Consider the following 14,333-nt stretch of genomic DNA (forward strand, 5'->3'; position numbering starts at 1 on the left):
CTCAAATCAAGGTGGGTTGGGGATCTCGGTGTATTTGTCTTTTGGAATTCGGACGATACCACGCAATCCGAGAAGGCCCCGATCGAGCGGATCAAGGAGTTCGATCGCAGATTTCACTGCATTGAATATGGAATCTGCGTCATTTCCATTCGCGGTAATAAGCGGCAATCCAGGTGTAGGCGCGGTCCAATCCAGAACCCGCAATTCCTGTGCGAACGCATCATGCTTCTCCATCAGTTTCCAGGACATAGCGTCTAGCGATGCGATGTCCGCACGTCCTGAGGCGACCGCTTGAGCTGATTTGACATGCTGTTCCGTGTGTAGGCGATTTTGAAACCAAAAACCGTGCTTGCGTAGATGCCAGTACGGAGCAGCGTAACCTGACTGCGAGAATGTCTGATTAAACGCAAAGATTGACTCGCTGAATTCTACGATGTCCTGTCGGGCATCATCGGAACGCACGACAAGTGCACTTCGATAATATCCTGGGGGGCAGCCTTCAAGCCCGTAGTCCGGTGTGCCGACCAGCTCGACCAAGTCATGCAGCCAGATGCGATACGGCATGCCGCAAGTCTGGCTTAATACCAAATTCGGGTTTTTCCAGACAAAAAACTCTTCTGCGTTCTGAGAGAGATGTTCGGGGCCATCTATACCTAATTCATTCAGGTTCCGAAGTATCAGCTGCCAATACCGATCATGGGCTGCTGCCAGCTGCGGGCGCTGATACATCATCAGATTTGCAATCATTCTGTTCAGAGCCTTGGTTGGTGCACACTGTTCCTTTGGTTAGCATGTCTGTCTTGCATTGGAAGTCCTGGCTCATAGAAAGTAATTGCATCCTAGATATAATTTTAATATTTCACGAAATATGGAATCATATATCTCAAACCAACTTAACACATTAGGCCATCCACATCGGCTAGCGGTGTTTCGGATGCTTATGCGGCGATATCCTGATCGGGTACCGGCTGGAGAGCTGGGTTCGGCGCTCGATATCAAGCCCAGCACCATGTCGAGCTATCTTAGTGCACTGCAGAACGCTCAGATCATAAATCAGCAGAGGGTTGGAACTTCTTTGCTCTATGCAATTGATATGCATTCTGTGCGGAAAATGCTCGACTACTTATTCTTGGATTGCTGCCTCGGACGACCTGATTTGTGTATGCCCTTCGATTTGGGAAATGACGTCGAGGATGATCGGAAATTCAACGTGCTGTTCCTCTGCGTAGGAAATTCAGCCCGCTCTATCTTTGCGGAATCGCTGCTTCGTGAAATTGCCGGGGATCGGTTCAATGTATTCTCGGCAGGGATCAAGCCTTCCTCTGAATTGAACCCGTTTGCCCTTCAGGTGCTGAAAGACAAAGGCCACGATATCTCGGCTTTGCGTTCAAAGAACATAGCTGAATTCTCAGGGCCGAATGCACCAGACCTCGATTTCGTTTTTACGGTTTGCAATCAGGCGGCAAACGAGGAATGCCCGGCTTGGGATGGCCAACCGATCAGCGGTCATTGGGGCATGGCGGATCCGGTCAAGGCCGAGGGTACCCATGCGGAGAAGGGCCTCGCGTTTCAAAACGCCTATGGTGCACTTAAACGTCGGATTGAGGCCTTTTCTGCGTTGCCGGTCGAAAGCCTTGATCGCCTCGCCTTGCAATCCGCCATCGATGAAATCGGCAAATCTGCCGCTGAGAGTACAACATGACAACTTATGCAGTGAATGGCCTAGGCCGGATGGGAAAGCTTGCCCTGAAGCCGCTTTTGGAACGCGGGGCACGTGTCGCATGGATCAACGACGCGGTGGGTAACGCCGCAATGCACGCGCACTTGTTAGAGTTTGATTCTGTGCACGGCCGTTGGGCTGGGTCTTTCGATCATGATGACGAAAGCATCACCATCAATGGAACGCGCATACCGTTCGTCGGAACAAACGACCTGACAAAACTCCCACTGGATGGCATCGACATGGTGATCGATTGCACGGGTGCCTTCAAGACCGAGGTCAAGTTGGCCCCGTATTTTGAAGCCGGTGTTAAGAAGGTGGTTGTCTCTGCGCCGGTCAAGGGCGGTCCGGCCTCTAACATTGTATATGGTGTCAACGAAGATACATATGACCCCAAAATGCATCACATTGTGACTGCAGCATCCTGCACGACCAATTGTCTCGCTCCGGTCGTAAAAGTCATTCATGAAAACCTTGGAATCCGGCACGGGTCGATGACCACGATTCATGACGTGACCAACACGCAGACAATGGTAGATCGTCCCGCCAAGGACCTGCGTCGTGCGCGCTCGGCATTGAATTCGTTGATCCCAACCACAACTGGATCAGCAACGGCCATTACGCTGATCTATCCGGAACTAAAGGGTCGATTGAATGGCCATGCCGTGCGTGTTCCATTGCTGAATGCGTCGCTGACAGATTGTGTTTTCGAGGTTGAACGAGAAACAACCATTGAGGAGGTCAATGGCTTGTTCAAGGCTGCCGCTGAAGGGCAACTCAGCGGTATTCTAGGTTATGAAACGCGACCCTTGGTGTCGGCAGATTATACAAACGACCAACGCTCTTCGATCGTTGATGCACCTTCAACCATGGTGGTGAATGGCACCCAGGTGAAAATCTATGCGTGGTATGACAATGAATTCGGATATGCGCATCGCCTGGTCGATGTTGCCTTGATGGTCGGGGCATCATTGTGACGCAAAGACCTGATGGTCTGCCGGCCTACATCGCCGTAACGGCCGCCTATTGGGCGTTTATGCTGACCGATGGGGCGCTCAGGATGCTGGTGCTGTTGCACTTTCATACTCTGGGCTTCTCTCCGGTGCAGTTGGCTTACCTGTTTGTTTTATACGAGATCGCTGGAATGGTGACCAACCTCGCTGCAGGTTGGATTGCGGCCCGGTTTGGGCTGGCGGCAACTCTCTATGCAGGCCTGGCGCTGCAGATCGTGGCCTTGCTAGCGCTGACGCAGCTTGACCCGCAATGGGCCATGAGTGTTTCGGTGGCATTTGTGATGATTGTTCAGGGGGCAAGTGGGGTCGCCAAGGACCTGGCAAAGATGTCGTCAAAATCGGCAGTCAAACTGCTTGCCCCAGCCGAAGGTGGCGGTCTATTCCGATGGGTTGCCATCCTGACAGGATCAAAGAATGCCGTGAAAGGTATTGGTTTCTTGTTCGGGGCGGCGCTGTTGGCGACTTTGGGTATTAATTGGGCCGTTTTACTTATGGCGATTATACTGGCTGTGGTTTTGGGTGCTATTCTTGCCTTCATGCCAGTCGGTCTTCCCAATGGGCGAAAGGGCGCCAAGTTCTCTGAGGTCTATTCGAATTCGGCCAATGTAAACTGGCTTTCGGCGGCACGGGTCTTTTTGTTCGGCGCGCGGGACGTTTGGTTTGTCGTCGGCATTCCAATCTATTTCTATGCCGTGCTATCCGATGGCACTGAGGAAGCGAACCGCGCGGCCTTCTTTATGATCGGCACGTTTATGGCCATCTGGGTGATATTATACGGTGCGGTTCAGGCCAGTGCGCCAAAAATCCTGCGCGCGTCTGAGCGCTCTGAACGAGATTTGATACGCGCCGCACGTGACTGGGCTGCTGTTTTATTCTGCATCCCAGCAATTCTGACTGTCGCAGCCCTGCTGTCTACAGGGGCGCAGGCATGGCTGACCTTTGCATTGGTGATTGGTTTGCTGCTCTTTGGGGCTATATTCGCGATCAACTCTTCGCTTCATTCCTATCTGATCCTGGCATTCACCAAATCTGAAAGGGTCACAATGGATATAGGCTTTTACTATATGGCCAATGCCGCGGGCCGATTGATCGGTACCGTTCTGTCTGGCGTGACCTATCAATTGGGTGGGCTTCCATTTGTGCTGGGCACTGCAGCAATCATGATCGGCCTTTCTGCACTCATATCCTGTAAACTTACAGCACCGACCAATGAGGCAATCTTATGAGTATCTTTGAACGCTACCTGAGCGTCTGGATCGCGCTTGCCATGATCGGGGGTGTATTAATTGGCCAGACAGTGCCCGGGCTGGTCGAGGTTATCGCATCGGCAGAGGTAGCGAGCGTTAATCTGGTTGTGGCGTTGTTGATCTGGGCAATGGTCTATCCAATGATGGTTGGCGTTGACTTTAGTGCTGTCGCGGGCGTTGCGCGTCAGCCTCAGGGCTTGATCATCACGCTTGTCGTGAATTGGCTGATAAAGCCTTTCACCATGGCGATCCTCGCTGTTTTGTTCTTTGAGTTCGTCTTCGCCCCATGGATACAACCTGAAGACGCGGCTCAATACACTGCGGGCCTGATCCTGCTTGGGGCTGCTCCGTGCACTGCAATGGTTTTCGTCTGGTCGCAACTTACAAAAGGGGACGCAACGTACACATTGGTGCAGGTCTCGGTGAATGATCTGATCATGGTTGTCGCGTTCGCGCCAATAGTAGCATTTTTATTGGGCGTCACAGAGATTTCGGTTCCGTGGCAAACGCTTGTCCTGGCAACGGTACTCTATGTAGTTCTGCCCTTAATAGCCGGGTTGATCACGCGCAGGTGGCTTGGGTCGCAAGATGCAATCGATACATTTTCGACACGTGTAAAGCCCTGGTCGGTTATAGGTTTGATCACCACAGTCGTCATTTTGTTTGGCCTGCAGGGGCAAACGATTTTGGCCCGGCCATTTGTAATTGCGCTGATCGCTGTGCCCATATTGGTTCAGAGTTACAGCATATTTTTCTTGGCTTATGGTATGGCCTATGCGTTGAAAGTTCCGCATCGAATTGCTGCTCCTTGCGCCATGATCGGAACCTCGAATTTCTTTGAACTTGCGGTTGCGGTTGCCATCAGTTTGTTTGGTTTGAATTCGGGTGCGGCGCTGGCAACCGTCGTTGGGGTGCTCGTCGAGGTCCCGGTGATGTTGTCATTGGTGGCATTTGCAAATCGCACTCGTAGTCGGTTTGCAGTGCCGGAATAATCGCCACAAACTTCTTACGAACTGTCATGCTCTGATTGAATTTTGTTTCCAACCAGGAGTTCAGCGAAGCATTCCAGATCGCGCGTGTGGGGCTTTTATGCAACGTGCGTGTATTATCGCTTTTGGTCGTTTTGCGCGGAATTCATCACTGACATAATTACAGTTTGTGAGGCTAGGAGTGGACCCGAGGTTCAATCGGGGAATCAAATATGCGCATTGCAGTCGTTATTCCCTGTTTCAAGGTCAAGCGCCACATTGAAGATGTGATCGCGCGTATCGGTCCAGAAGTAGAGCATATTTTTGCAGTCGATGATGCCTGCCCCGAAGATTCTGGTGGTTTCATTGAAAAAACAATAAAGGATCCCCGCCTGACAGTTTTAAGGCATAAGACAAACACTGGTGTGGGTGGAGCTGTCATCACGGGATATCGGGCAGCATTGGATGCAGATGCCGAAATAGTCGTGAAGATTGATGGGGACGGTCAAATGGCCCCTGAATTGATCTCTCAGTTTGTACAACCGATCGCAGTTGGGGAAGCCGATTATGTAAAGGGTAATCGGTTCTATTCGGGTACTGCGGTGAGGGAAATGCCCTGGGTCAGGCTGTTCGGCAACGCGTTCCTTAGCTTTATAACGAAGCTATCAAGCGGGTACTGGAGCATATTTGATCCAACCAATGGGTTTACCGCGATACATGCCCGTACGCTCGCCTCAATTGATCTCGACAAAGTATCCCAGCGATATTTCTTTGAAAGTGACATGCTCATTCGTCTCGGTGATCTGCGGGCTGTCGTGATCGATATCCCTATGCGAGCTGTCTATGCCGACGAAGTCAGCGGGCTTCGCGTCGGACGTGTCATGTTTGAATTTCTTTGGCGCCATTTGGTCGCCACACTAAAGCGCGTTATCTACATGTATTTTCTGCGCGATTTCTCTCTTGCGTCGTTGAACCTCCTGTTCGGAGTCCTTCTCTTGGGGTTTGGGGTCATTTTTGGTGCGGTGGCATGGTCAGAGTCTGTTGCGACCGGTGTGCCAGCCACGACCGGAACCGTAATGCTTTCGGCATTACCGATTGTCCTTGGATTCCAGATGCTCCTGTTTTTTGCAAGTTATGACATTGCATCTGAACCAAAGGTCCCAATTCAACGTCTACGGATCACCCGGCGCATACCGATGCTTGTCGGCAGTGGCGCAAAGATAGACGATAAATAACATGACGTACGATCGGAGTTTGCTTGCGGTCTTGTCAGTGTTCTGTGCCGCATTGTGGATAGGCCTGCTGACACCGCCTTTCCAATCCCCCGACGAATTCGATCACGTCGAACGCGCCTATTTGCTCTCGAAAGGTCAGTTCCTGTTAAGCACTGACGAGGGTCGGGCATCAGGCGGGAATGTGGACACTGGGTTGCTCGACTATATGGCGCAGTTCAAATCCTTGCCGCATCACCCGGAAGTCAAGGTCACTTCAGCGCAACTGAATTCTGCGAAAGACATAGATTGGAGCGGCAAGCGCGCCTACGAAACACTGCCTGGAACAGGGTATTATTTCCCTCTTATTTATTTACCCCAAGCACTGGCTCTCGCGTGTGGAGAGTTCCTGGGTCAAAGTGTCGATGCCAGCTATAAACTTGCGCGACTTTTTACTCTTGGCGCGGGGTCGTTGATTTTGCTTGCGGCATTTCGAATTATGGTGCCTTCGGCCTTGGTGATAGCACTATTATTCCTCCCGATGACGCTGTTTCAGGCTGCATCAGCCAGCATTGACTTCATATCCACGGCGATGGTGCTTCTGATAATCGCGCTATACCTCGACATAATGAAAAGAAGCACTCGGCCAAGTATTCAAAGGATGCTTGGATTATCGGCCCTGATTTTCTTACTTGCAGGGTGCCGTTTGCACATGGCGCCACTTGTGTTGTTACCCCTGACGTTCGGGGTTCGCTTTCGGAGCATTCCTGCAATTTCCCTATTCATGGTTTTATGTATCGCGATCATTTCCTGGTATGGATTTGCATTATCCATAACTAAGGATATGCGCGTAGATTTAGGTGCGACCACGACCCAGATCTTGGAATATTATGTGCTCAATCCCTGGCAGTTCGCGGACACTCTTTGGGCCACGCTTTCGGACGGACAAAGAACTCTTTACTACCTTCATACATTTTTAGGAATTTTGGGGTGGCTGGATGTGCCATTCTCTCCTCAGACCTACACTACATTATTTCTTATTGTCCTGTTGATCCTGATGTTTGCGATACTTCAGGGAAGAATAGATGATGGGCTGTCTTCATTTGCCTTGATTTCATCTGCATTTGGTGGGTTCTTCATAGTTTTCTTTTCACTTCTAGTAACTTGGACGCCCCATCCCGCCTCAGCTATATTGGGTGTCCAGGGCCGTTACTTTTTGCTACCCATCCTATTTCTGGCCTGTCTTTTCCAATCGCGTGGAACTATCGATGGCAGGGCAAGAAAATACAGAATGGCTGAGAATGTGCTGCTGATATTACTGTTGTCATTTTCCCTGTTCGCAACGTCTGAAGCCTTGGAAGCAAGGTATTACTTCTCCAGCAACATATAGGCTTGCGTAAAATGCAGGAGGCCAACGAGATGAAAAACTTTGTAGAGAAACCGGATTGGTCGAACTATGAAGAAAATTGGCTGGCGAACTATGACGCCTCAAATTACGGCTCAAGCTTAAGTGCGCGTATTTTACGTTCGACGCATAACTTGGTTGAGAAAAATGCCGGCCTTGATGATCACTACGGGACGGTTCTTGAGCTTGGCGTTGGCACGATGGCACATTTCGGCTGCGTTCAACATGGTTTCGAGCGATACATCGCTTCCGACCATGATCCAAAAGTAATCGATTGGTTAACCAAGCGTAGTTGGGACCCACGCGTCGAGATCAAGCAGCTTTCAGGTGCCAGGCTGCAATTTGAAGACGATAGTATTGATCGCGTGATCGCGACCCATGTTTTGGAGCACATTCCTGATCCGGTAAGTGCGTTGGAGGAGTGGGTTCGCGTTATCCGTCCGGGCGGGGTACTATCGCTGATCCTCCCGTGTGACCCCGGACTTGCGTGGAGGATTGGGCGAACGTTAGGGCCGCGAAAACGCGGTTATGCAGCGGGCCTGCCTTACGATTATTACATGTCAGTCGAGCATGTAAATGCGATCTATAACCTGCATCAGATTATTAAGTTTCATTTCCCAGAACGCCGTACCAAGTGGTGGCCCATGCGGGCCGCAATTCCGGACATTAACCTGATATACGGGGTTAATTGCTTTGTCTGATGGGACAAAAACACTAACTCGCAATAAACGCCTCCGTTGGACCCTGGCAGGGCTCATTGCAGGATTGGCGCTGCTGGTTGTGCTCATACAAAAAAGTGGAGCAACTCTGTCGGGTATTTCTCAGGTACTGGGCGGCGTACCCTGGCCTATTTACGCGCTGATTATGTTGACGCAAAGCATCATTGTTGTGGCCGCGGCAATGAAGTGGCGGATCGTGCTTTCAGAAACACTGGATATTCAGACAATATCCTTGGGAACGGCCACCTCTGCAACGGCGACCGGTGCGCTTTTGGGGCAGATAATTTCGATACAGATTAGCGTCCCGATTGTCCGCGCGTGGGTTGCGAGCAAAAGCGGCATCCGCGCCCGCGCCGCTGCGGGTACCTCACTATTTGAGCAATCGTTAGAGCTTTTGACGCTGGGAATTGCGGTACTGGCCGGCCTTGTGTTTGTTGCGTTGGGTGCGGCTTTTGCGACATTCTCTTTGATCGTACTTCTCGGGGTTGTTGTCGCTGCGCTAAAGCCTGTCCTGCGTGGGAGTGCACTGGTGGTTCATCGAATTCGTGTGATGATAGGAGAGGGCGCGGCTTTGACGTCGCTCGCTGATGGTTTGAACCAAGCTGCTGACCAAAGATCCGTAGTTCTACATAAACTTATGGGGTTGAGCCTTTTGAGGTATGTGCTGATAGCGGGTTTGAATGTTGGTCTGATGGTGATGTTTTTGCCGGAGCTCGATCCCATGCCGCTTTTCGTCGCCTTCCCTTTGATACTACTTGTTTCGTCGATCCCGTTTTTACCTGCAGGATTGGGAGTGACTGAAGTGACATGGGCTAGCGCTCTATTCCTTCAGGGCATTGACGCGGCGACTGCGGCCGAAGCTGCGGTATCTTTGAGGATCGTAACCGTCAGCGGATTCTTGTTGTGTTACCCCTTCCTTGCAGCAGCGGGATTTAGGCGGCATCAGGATCTTTGATAGTGAAAAATCCGTATTTTGTCAGGTGGGTTCAAAGCACCAATTCCCTATCATGCTGGAATCTCCGGGCTGGGTAGTTGTCCAATTGGCTTTTTACTCACTGATGTGGATCAAACTATCGCGGCCTATTTGGTCATTTGGGAGAACCACAAATCAGTACGCGTGATGCCCCAATCTAGCCACAATAGCCTGATGAATCGGAAACAATCTGTTCTTGTTTTGGAATTCATAGCGCAAGAGAGTAAAAAAGAATGATAAACCCAATCGCATCAGATCTGACTTGGCAAAAAGAGCCCTGTTAGAAGAGCGGCAGCAACTAGCGCTACGGGCGATCAGATGGTGCCGGTTTTAGAAATTGCTGCTCACACCGCCTGAAGTGGAGGAGATGACCTAGATTGATGTACGCGCATATTTCCCGACAGCTAGGTCGCCCAATCGCAACATCAGTTGCGACAGATAATCCTTTGAGACTAGAGTCTTCGCTGATCACGATTGCCTTCATGATCGGTATACATACTCAAAGGCGCTGCACCCCATGACGCAGCCATGGCTTACCGTAATTATGCCAATCTATAATGGCGGGGACACTCTGGACGCTGCACTGTCGTCGCTAGATGGTCAATGCGAAGGGCTTGAGATTGTCGCCGTCAATCAAGGTTCAACGGATAATAGCCACGAACTTCTCGAGGCTGCGCGGTCACGTCTTCCAATCCGGATCATCGACAATCCCGATGCAAAATCATGGACCGAGAACACAAATCTTGGACTGCGAGAGGCAGCTTCGTCCCTTATCACAATGTTGCATCAGGATGATATCTGGTCGCCTGGTCGTGCGGCATTGCTGAAAGAAATGTCCTCACGATACCCGAATGTCGATATATGGGTTCATGGTGCGAATCTTATCGACCTTAAGGGCAATACGGTTGGCCATATGTGTCCTCCGTTTGGAGGTGCTCAGCGCGTTCTTTCATTCGAAGAGGCACTTTCGTACTTGATTGTTCAAAATACCGTTGCGTTGCCTGCGGTCATGTTCAGGCGGGCTGCTGCGATGCGAAATGGTGGACTTGATGAAGACCTTTGGTATACTGCTGACTGGGACCTTTGGTTGAGCCTCGCACAGAATGGATTGGCTTGGGATCCCACCTGCGCGGCATCGTTTCGTATTCATGCAGCTTCCCAGACCATGACCGGGTCGCGAGACCTGCAATCGTTCAAGCGACAATTGAAGATCCCAATGGAACGGCATCTTGTGCATCTGCCAGACGATCTCAGAAAGATTGCCCGTAAACGCGCTGATACGGCCAATGCTTTTAACATTTGTTTGGCCAGCCTGCACCATCGCAGATTGCGTGGATGTGGTTCAGCGTTAAAGGCAATAATCTCACTTGGACCGCTTGAATGGCGCGAGTTTCTCACCCGCTCACAGATCGTGAACAGGCTCGTGCCCCGGCTTAAGCTGGCGCTGAAAAGAGGAACATGAGATGAGTCCATTCAGAGCGCCTATTGATTGCGCATTTGAGGCAGACGCGAGGTTTGCTTTGACATCGCGACACCGTGGTATTTTTGAATTGGATTGTTTTTCACATCGCGTGAGAGGTTGGTTAAATCCAGTGACAGATCTTGAGATCACGCGCGATGAAACAAGCCAGCAGCGTTTTATGTGAGAGTGCACAGAATGACGGTGCGCACAAAGATCTTGCCACAAAACCTGAACCGCTCTGAACGGTTATCGTTTGCACTCAAAGCCTTTATTTTATTAAAGATTGCCTTTCTCGTTGTGCTGTCGGTTAATACTCGTTTTGTGATGGATGAGTTTTGGCATTTTACCCAACCCGTTTATCTGTTCGACGGAACGTTCGAGACGATCTGGCCGAAAAAGGCGGTCGGATATGCTCTGTTCTATGAATTCTCTCATCTGATCGGATGGGATGCGACCTCAATGCTGATAGCAGGCCGATTGACGACAGCTTGCCTGGCAATAGCGACCGCTTGGTGCGTCTACCTATGCACCCGTACTTTGGGGGCGGAACGTGTTACGGCTTTGTTAGCCGTTGCACTCTTGCTGAGCTTCAGTAATTTCATCGAACGCGGATTCCGCCTGCGTTCAGAACCGCTTGCTACGCTATTTGCGATTATGGCAATTCTGGTCGTCATTCGGTCTGGAACTGACCGCGCCAAGTCTCTTCTGATTGCTGGTTTGCTTAGTGGGCTTGCATTTGTAACGACCCAAAAATCAGTCTACTTCAATTTTGCGTTGGGGGCCGCATTGACTATTGATGCGCTCATCATGCGCTCAGTCGCCCGAGCGGTGAAGCGTGGGGTAATGCTCTTACTTGGGTGGGCAGCCGCAATAGCAGTTTACGGAGTCCTGTTAGGGGGCGCCGCGATGCCACAGGTTCTTGCCGTGCTTTTCTTTGGGCCAGCGGAACTTGCGTTCAACGGGGGCAGTTATTACGAAGGACTTGATGCGTTCGTCTGGCAAACGCTCAAGCGAAATTCCCTGCAATATGGTTTGGTGATATTTGGGCTTTTTGTTGCGGCCTCTCGGTTTGCCAAATGTGATAGTGCTGCACGGGTATATTTTACCTTTACGTTAGCGCTTTCTGCATTGGTCTTTTTTCATAATCAAACATGGCCGTACGTTTTCGTCATGGTGCTGCCGTTTCTGGCTTTCTATTGTGCCGACGCTGTCGCCCATTTGATGCAGCGGTCAGAAACGTGGTATTCGCGTGCCATTGGTGTTCTGGTAATTGTTGCTGTGCTGAGCACGCTGCGAAATGTTCAATATTTGGCCCACGATAACCGTGACCAATTTGCGCTTATTCAGCGAGCAGAAGAACTACTTGAGCAAGAGGACACCTATTTTGACGGCATTGGCATGATTCCCAGTCGTCGCATGGAGCCGCGCCTCTGGCTTGATGCACAAGCTGTCAACAATACGAAGTCTGCAGGCGAAGAATCTGCGCTGTATCAGGCGTTGCTCCGCTCCGAGCCAAAACTTATGATATTATCTTATCGTACAGACAATCTGGGATCGGAATTTGGCGCCGTGCTTGAGGCGAATTATGAGTTGCGAGCTCCGAACATTATGATGCCCCGTGCAACAAACAATTCGGTTTTGACCGATCCACGCGATCGTATTTTACTATTTGAAGGCGTCTACAGCTACTAAGGTTAGCCTGCGTTTATTGGGATCGGTATCGACTTAGAAAAGAGCCAAAGGTTCATACTGGGCTCGAGCGCCGATTTTCTGGATGCGGGTGGCGGTTTCGACAGGTCGATTGTGGCGCAGGTAGATGACGTCAACCGTGATTTGAAGCTTGAATTGATGATATCTGGCTGGGCATTGCGATCACGGATGTAGAACTGGCCGATGCAGTCGACAATGCATTGCAGGTCGAAGGAAGCGGTCTTTGGCTGCGTGCAGATGGTGCATTAGGGGCGGGACGTGCGCAGTTGTTGTCACGCTTTAATCTAAATATGCGTGCAAAGCATAAGGTTGTTTGTCCGTCAAAATACCCTTTTAACGAGAACTTTGAATAGCACTTTGTTAAGAATATTGACCGATGATTTGTTGTCTGGCGCATAATTAATACCAGGAGCATTGGCATCATGAAGGCTTGGTTGTCGGTTTTGATAACCACGATAGTTTTGGCTGGTTGCACTGAAGATATTCAGGGGACTCAGTCCTTTGATCCGACTGCAAAACCCGTGGAAGTACCCGCATCAGGTAGGAACAATCTGAAGGGAAGCGTTGCACATACCGATTTTGCCGAGCTGGTACGAACTTCGGTCGCTACTTCACCCACGACAGCCGCAGGCACCGCGAACGTTCTGGCATCGAAGTCTCGAATCGACGCAGAGCAGGGGGCATTTTTGCCGCAGATAGAGGCCGAAACGTCTTTGACGTCTGGCGGTGATCCGGTTCCAATCCTGCGGTTGAGCCAGATCATATATGATGGGGGCAAAGTCAACAGTCGCGTCGGATTGCGCCAGATCGAAGCCCGGCAGACTTGGTTAAGTGAGTTGTCAGAGCTGAACGCATTAAGTTTCGAAGCCATAGAAACCATAGTCAATCTGGACCGCAATCGTCGCCTCGAACAGCAGGCTCGGCAGAATCTGGACCGCACGGATATATTGGTTGACGACCTCCAGTCACGCTTTGATGCGGGGGCTGGATCTGTTGCAGATCTGCTGGCCGGGCAAGGGCGCAGGTCAAATGCCGAGACAGAACTGGCACAAGCGCAGACAGAAGTGGAACTGGCAACCGCAAACTGGGTAGAAGTTTTTGGGACCCGTCCCGGTGTTATTCCGACGATCCCACCGGCCCCGGCTTTGGCTGGGTCTTCGGCGCATGAGATGGTTGAGCGCAGCCCACGTTTACGGACTCAGGTTGCCGTTAGCCAGGTGCGCCAGCAAGAAGTTATCGTTGCGGAACGGGCGACTCGGCCGACCCTGTCCGCGATCCTTGAGACTGATTTCGATCAGGGGTTCATTGACGATGGGGCGCAGGCTCGATTGGGCGTGACAGTTCCGATTTACCAAGGTGGTTCCTCACGGGCCAACGTGAAAACGGCGCGCGCGAATCTTCAACAAAGCCAAGCCGATGAAGAGGAGTTGCGCCGCGAGTTGCAGCGTAATCTGTCTCGGGCGCTGGAAGAGACCAATTCAATCCAACGGCGGCTAGCGACAGCCCGACGCGCGGTCGAGATCAATGAGCAGGCGCTAGATGCTGCACGGGGTCAGTTTAATATTGGGCGCAGCACATTGGTTCAGATATTGGATGCATTGCGCGAACTGAACCTTGCGCAGGTGCGGGTAATTCAACTTGAAGCTCAAGCGCGTCGCGCCGAATATGCTGTGCTGGCGGTCACCGGTGACATCCTGGACGCTTTGGGTGTCGCTCAGCCTACCGATCCGACCTTGTGACAGTCCCGATGAATTCAGCCACCTCCGACCCGCTGATCAATCATCTCCGGCTATTAAAGGAACATCTAGGCCTTGGTTTGTCCGAGGCAGATCTGGCGGCGACAGGATCCGCATCTGAGTAGTGTGCTCTGGGTTCTGCGCGCCACGCGATCGCGCCGCAAGGAGG

General features: G+C 51.3%; 12 protein-coding genes. 11 read left to right on the top strand and 1 reads right to left on the bottom strand.

Going from position 1 to position 14,333, the window contains the following annotated elements; all coding sequences use genetic code 11:
* Nucleotides 1-6: 6 nt before the first annotated feature.
* Complete coding sequence (locus tag G7G_RS0120995; RefSeq protein ID WP_010443445.1) at nucleotides 7-747, bottom strand: phosphate/phosphite/phosphonate ABC transporter substrate-binding protein; 741 nt, start codon at nucleotides 745-747, stop codon at nucleotides 7-9.
* Between the two features lie 121 nt (nucleotides 748-868).
* On the opposite strand from G7G_RS0120995, the gene G7G_RS0121000 reads away from it, so the two are divergent.
* The 11 genes from G7G_RS0121000 to G7G_RS0121050 all read left to right on the top strand — a co-directional run bounded on the left by G7G_RS0121000 (nucleotide 869) and on the right by G7G_RS0121050 (nucleotide 14,167).
* On the top strand, nucleotides 869-1,702 hold the full coding sequence (locus G7G_RS0121000; protein WP_029622246.1) for an arsenate reductase/protein-tyrosine-phosphatase family protein: 834 nt from the start codon (nucleotides 869-871) through the stop codon (nucleotides 1,700-1,702).
* Nucleotides 1,699-2,697: an ArsJ-associated glyceraldehyde-3-phosphate dehydrogenase gene (locus tag G7G_RS0121005; protein WP_010443447.1), complete on the top strand. Its 999-nt coding sequence runs from the start codon at nucleotides 1,699-1,701 to the stop codon at nucleotides 2,695-2,697. Before G7G_RS0121000 ends, G7G_RS0121005 begins: the two co-directional genes overlap by 4 nt.
* Nucleotides 2,694-3,959 carry an organoarsenical effux MFS transporter ArsJ gene (gene arsJ, locus G7G_RS0121010; protein ID WP_010443448.1) on the top strand — a complete coding sequence of 422 codons (1,266 nt, stop codon included), beginning with the start codon at nucleotides 2,694-2,696 and terminating at the stop codon, nucleotides 3,957-3,959. The genes G7G_RS0121005 and arsJ overlap by 4 nt, the downstream gene beginning before the upstream one ends.
* Nucleotides 3,956-4,972, top strand: coding sequence for an ACR3 family arsenite efflux transporter (gene arsB, locus G7G_RS0121015; protein WP_010443449.1), 1,017 nt, complete (start codon nucleotides 3,956-3,958; stop codon nucleotides 4,970-4,972). Before arsJ ends, arsB begins: the two co-directional genes overlap by 4 nt.
* A 209-nt stretch (nucleotides 4,973-5,181) precedes the next feature.
* Nucleotides 5,182-6,183, top strand: coding sequence for a glycosyltransferase family 2 protein (locus G7G_RS23490; protein ID WP_010443450.1), 1,002 nt, complete (start codon nucleotides 5,182-5,184; stop codon nucleotides 6,181-6,183).
* Between the two features lies 1 nt (nucleotide 6,184).
* The gene (locus G7G_RS0121025) at nucleotides 6,185-7,549 is read left to right on the top strand and encodes a DUF2142 domain-containing protein (protein ID WP_010443451.1); all 1,365 of its coding nucleotides are present in this window, start codon (nucleotides 6,185-6,187) and stop codon (nucleotides 7,547-7,549) included.
* Nucleotides 7,550-7,578: 29 nt separating this feature from the next.
* On the top strand, nucleotides 7,579-8,265 hold the full coding sequence (locus G7G_RS0121030; protein WP_010443452.1) for a class I SAM-dependent methyltransferase: 687 nt from the start codon (nucleotides 7,579-7,581) through the stop codon (nucleotides 8,263-8,265).
* A gap of 64 nt (nucleotides 8,266-8,329) precedes the next feature.
* Nucleotides 8,330-9,238 carry a lysylphosphatidylglycerol synthase domain-containing protein gene (locus G7G_RS0121035; RefSeq protein WP_010443453.1) on the top strand — a complete coding sequence of 303 codons (909 nt, stop codon included), beginning with the start codon at nucleotides 8,330-8,332 and terminating at the stop codon, nucleotides 9,236-9,238.
* A 535-nt stretch (nucleotides 9,239-9,773) separates the two neighbouring features.
* Nucleotides 9,774-10,718 (top strand): glycosyltransferase family 2 protein, encoded by a 945-nt coding sequence (locus G7G_RS0121040; protein ID WP_010443454.1) that lies wholly within the window; start codon nucleotides 9,774-9,776, stop codon nucleotides 10,716-10,718.
* 195 nt (nucleotides 10,719-10,913) lie between these two features.
* Entirely contained in the window at nucleotides 10,914-12,410 is a 1,497-nt protein-coding gene (locus G7G_RS0121045; protein ID WP_010443455.1) for a DUF7056 domain-containing protein, read from the top strand.
* Between the two features lie 440 nt (nucleotides 12,411-12,850).
* Complete coding sequence (locus G7G_RS0121050; protein ID WP_010443456.1) at nucleotides 12,851-14,167, top strand: TolC family protein; 1,317 nt, start codon at nucleotides 12,851-12,853, stop codon at nucleotides 14,165-14,167.
* Nucleotides 14,168-14,333: the final 166 nt, after the last annotated feature.

Origin of the sequence: Ruegeria conchae, assembly GCF_000192475.1 — a bacterium.
Lineage (GTDB): Bacteria > Pseudomonadota > Alphaproteobacteria > Rhodobacterales > Rhodobacteraceae > Ruegeria > Ruegeria conchae.

What these genes read in the sequence shown, in the direction of transcription:
- G7G_RS0120995 (WP_010443445.1), bottom strand. Translation starts at nt 747, where the DNA reads ATGATTGCAAATCTGATGATGTATCAGCGCCCGCAGCTGGCAGCAGCC.
- G7G_RS0121000 (WP_029622246.1), top strand. Translation starts at nt 869, where the DNA reads ATGGAATCATATATCTCAAACCAACTTAACACATTAGGCCATCCACAT.
- G7G_RS0121005 (WP_010443447.1), top strand. Translation starts at nt 1,699, where the DNA reads ATGACAACTTATGCAGTGAATGGCCTAGGCCGGATGGGAAAGCTTGCC.
- arsB (WP_010443449.1), top strand. Translation starts at nt 3,956, where the DNA reads ATGAGTATCTTTGAACGCTACCTGAGCGTCTGGATCGCGCTTGCCATG.
- G7G_RS23490 (WP_010443450.1), top strand. Translation starts at nt 5,182, where the DNA reads ATGCGCATTGCAGTCGTTATTCCCTGTTTCAAGGTCAAGCGCCACATT.
- G7G_RS0121025 (WP_010443451.1), top strand. Translation starts at nt 6,185, where the DNA reads ATGACGTACGATCGGAGTTTGCTTGCGGTCTTGTCAGTGTTCTGTGCC.
- G7G_RS0121030 (WP_010443452.1), top strand. Translation starts at nt 7,579, where the DNA reads ATGAAAAACTTTGTAGAGAAACCGGATTGGTCGAACTATGAAGAAAAT.
- G7G_RS0121040 (WP_010443454.1), top strand. Translation starts at nt 9,774, where the DNA reads ATGACGCAGCCATGGCTTACCGTAATTATGCCAATCTATAATGGCGGG.
- G7G_RS0121045 (WP_010443455.1), top strand. Translation starts at nt 10,914, where the DNA reads ATGACGGTGCGCACAAAGATCTTGCCACAAAACCTGAACCGCTCTGAA.
- G7G_RS0121050 (WP_010443456.1), top strand. Translation starts at nt 12,851, where the DNA reads ATGAAGGCTTGGTTGTCGGTTTTGATAACCACGATAGTTTTGGCTGGT.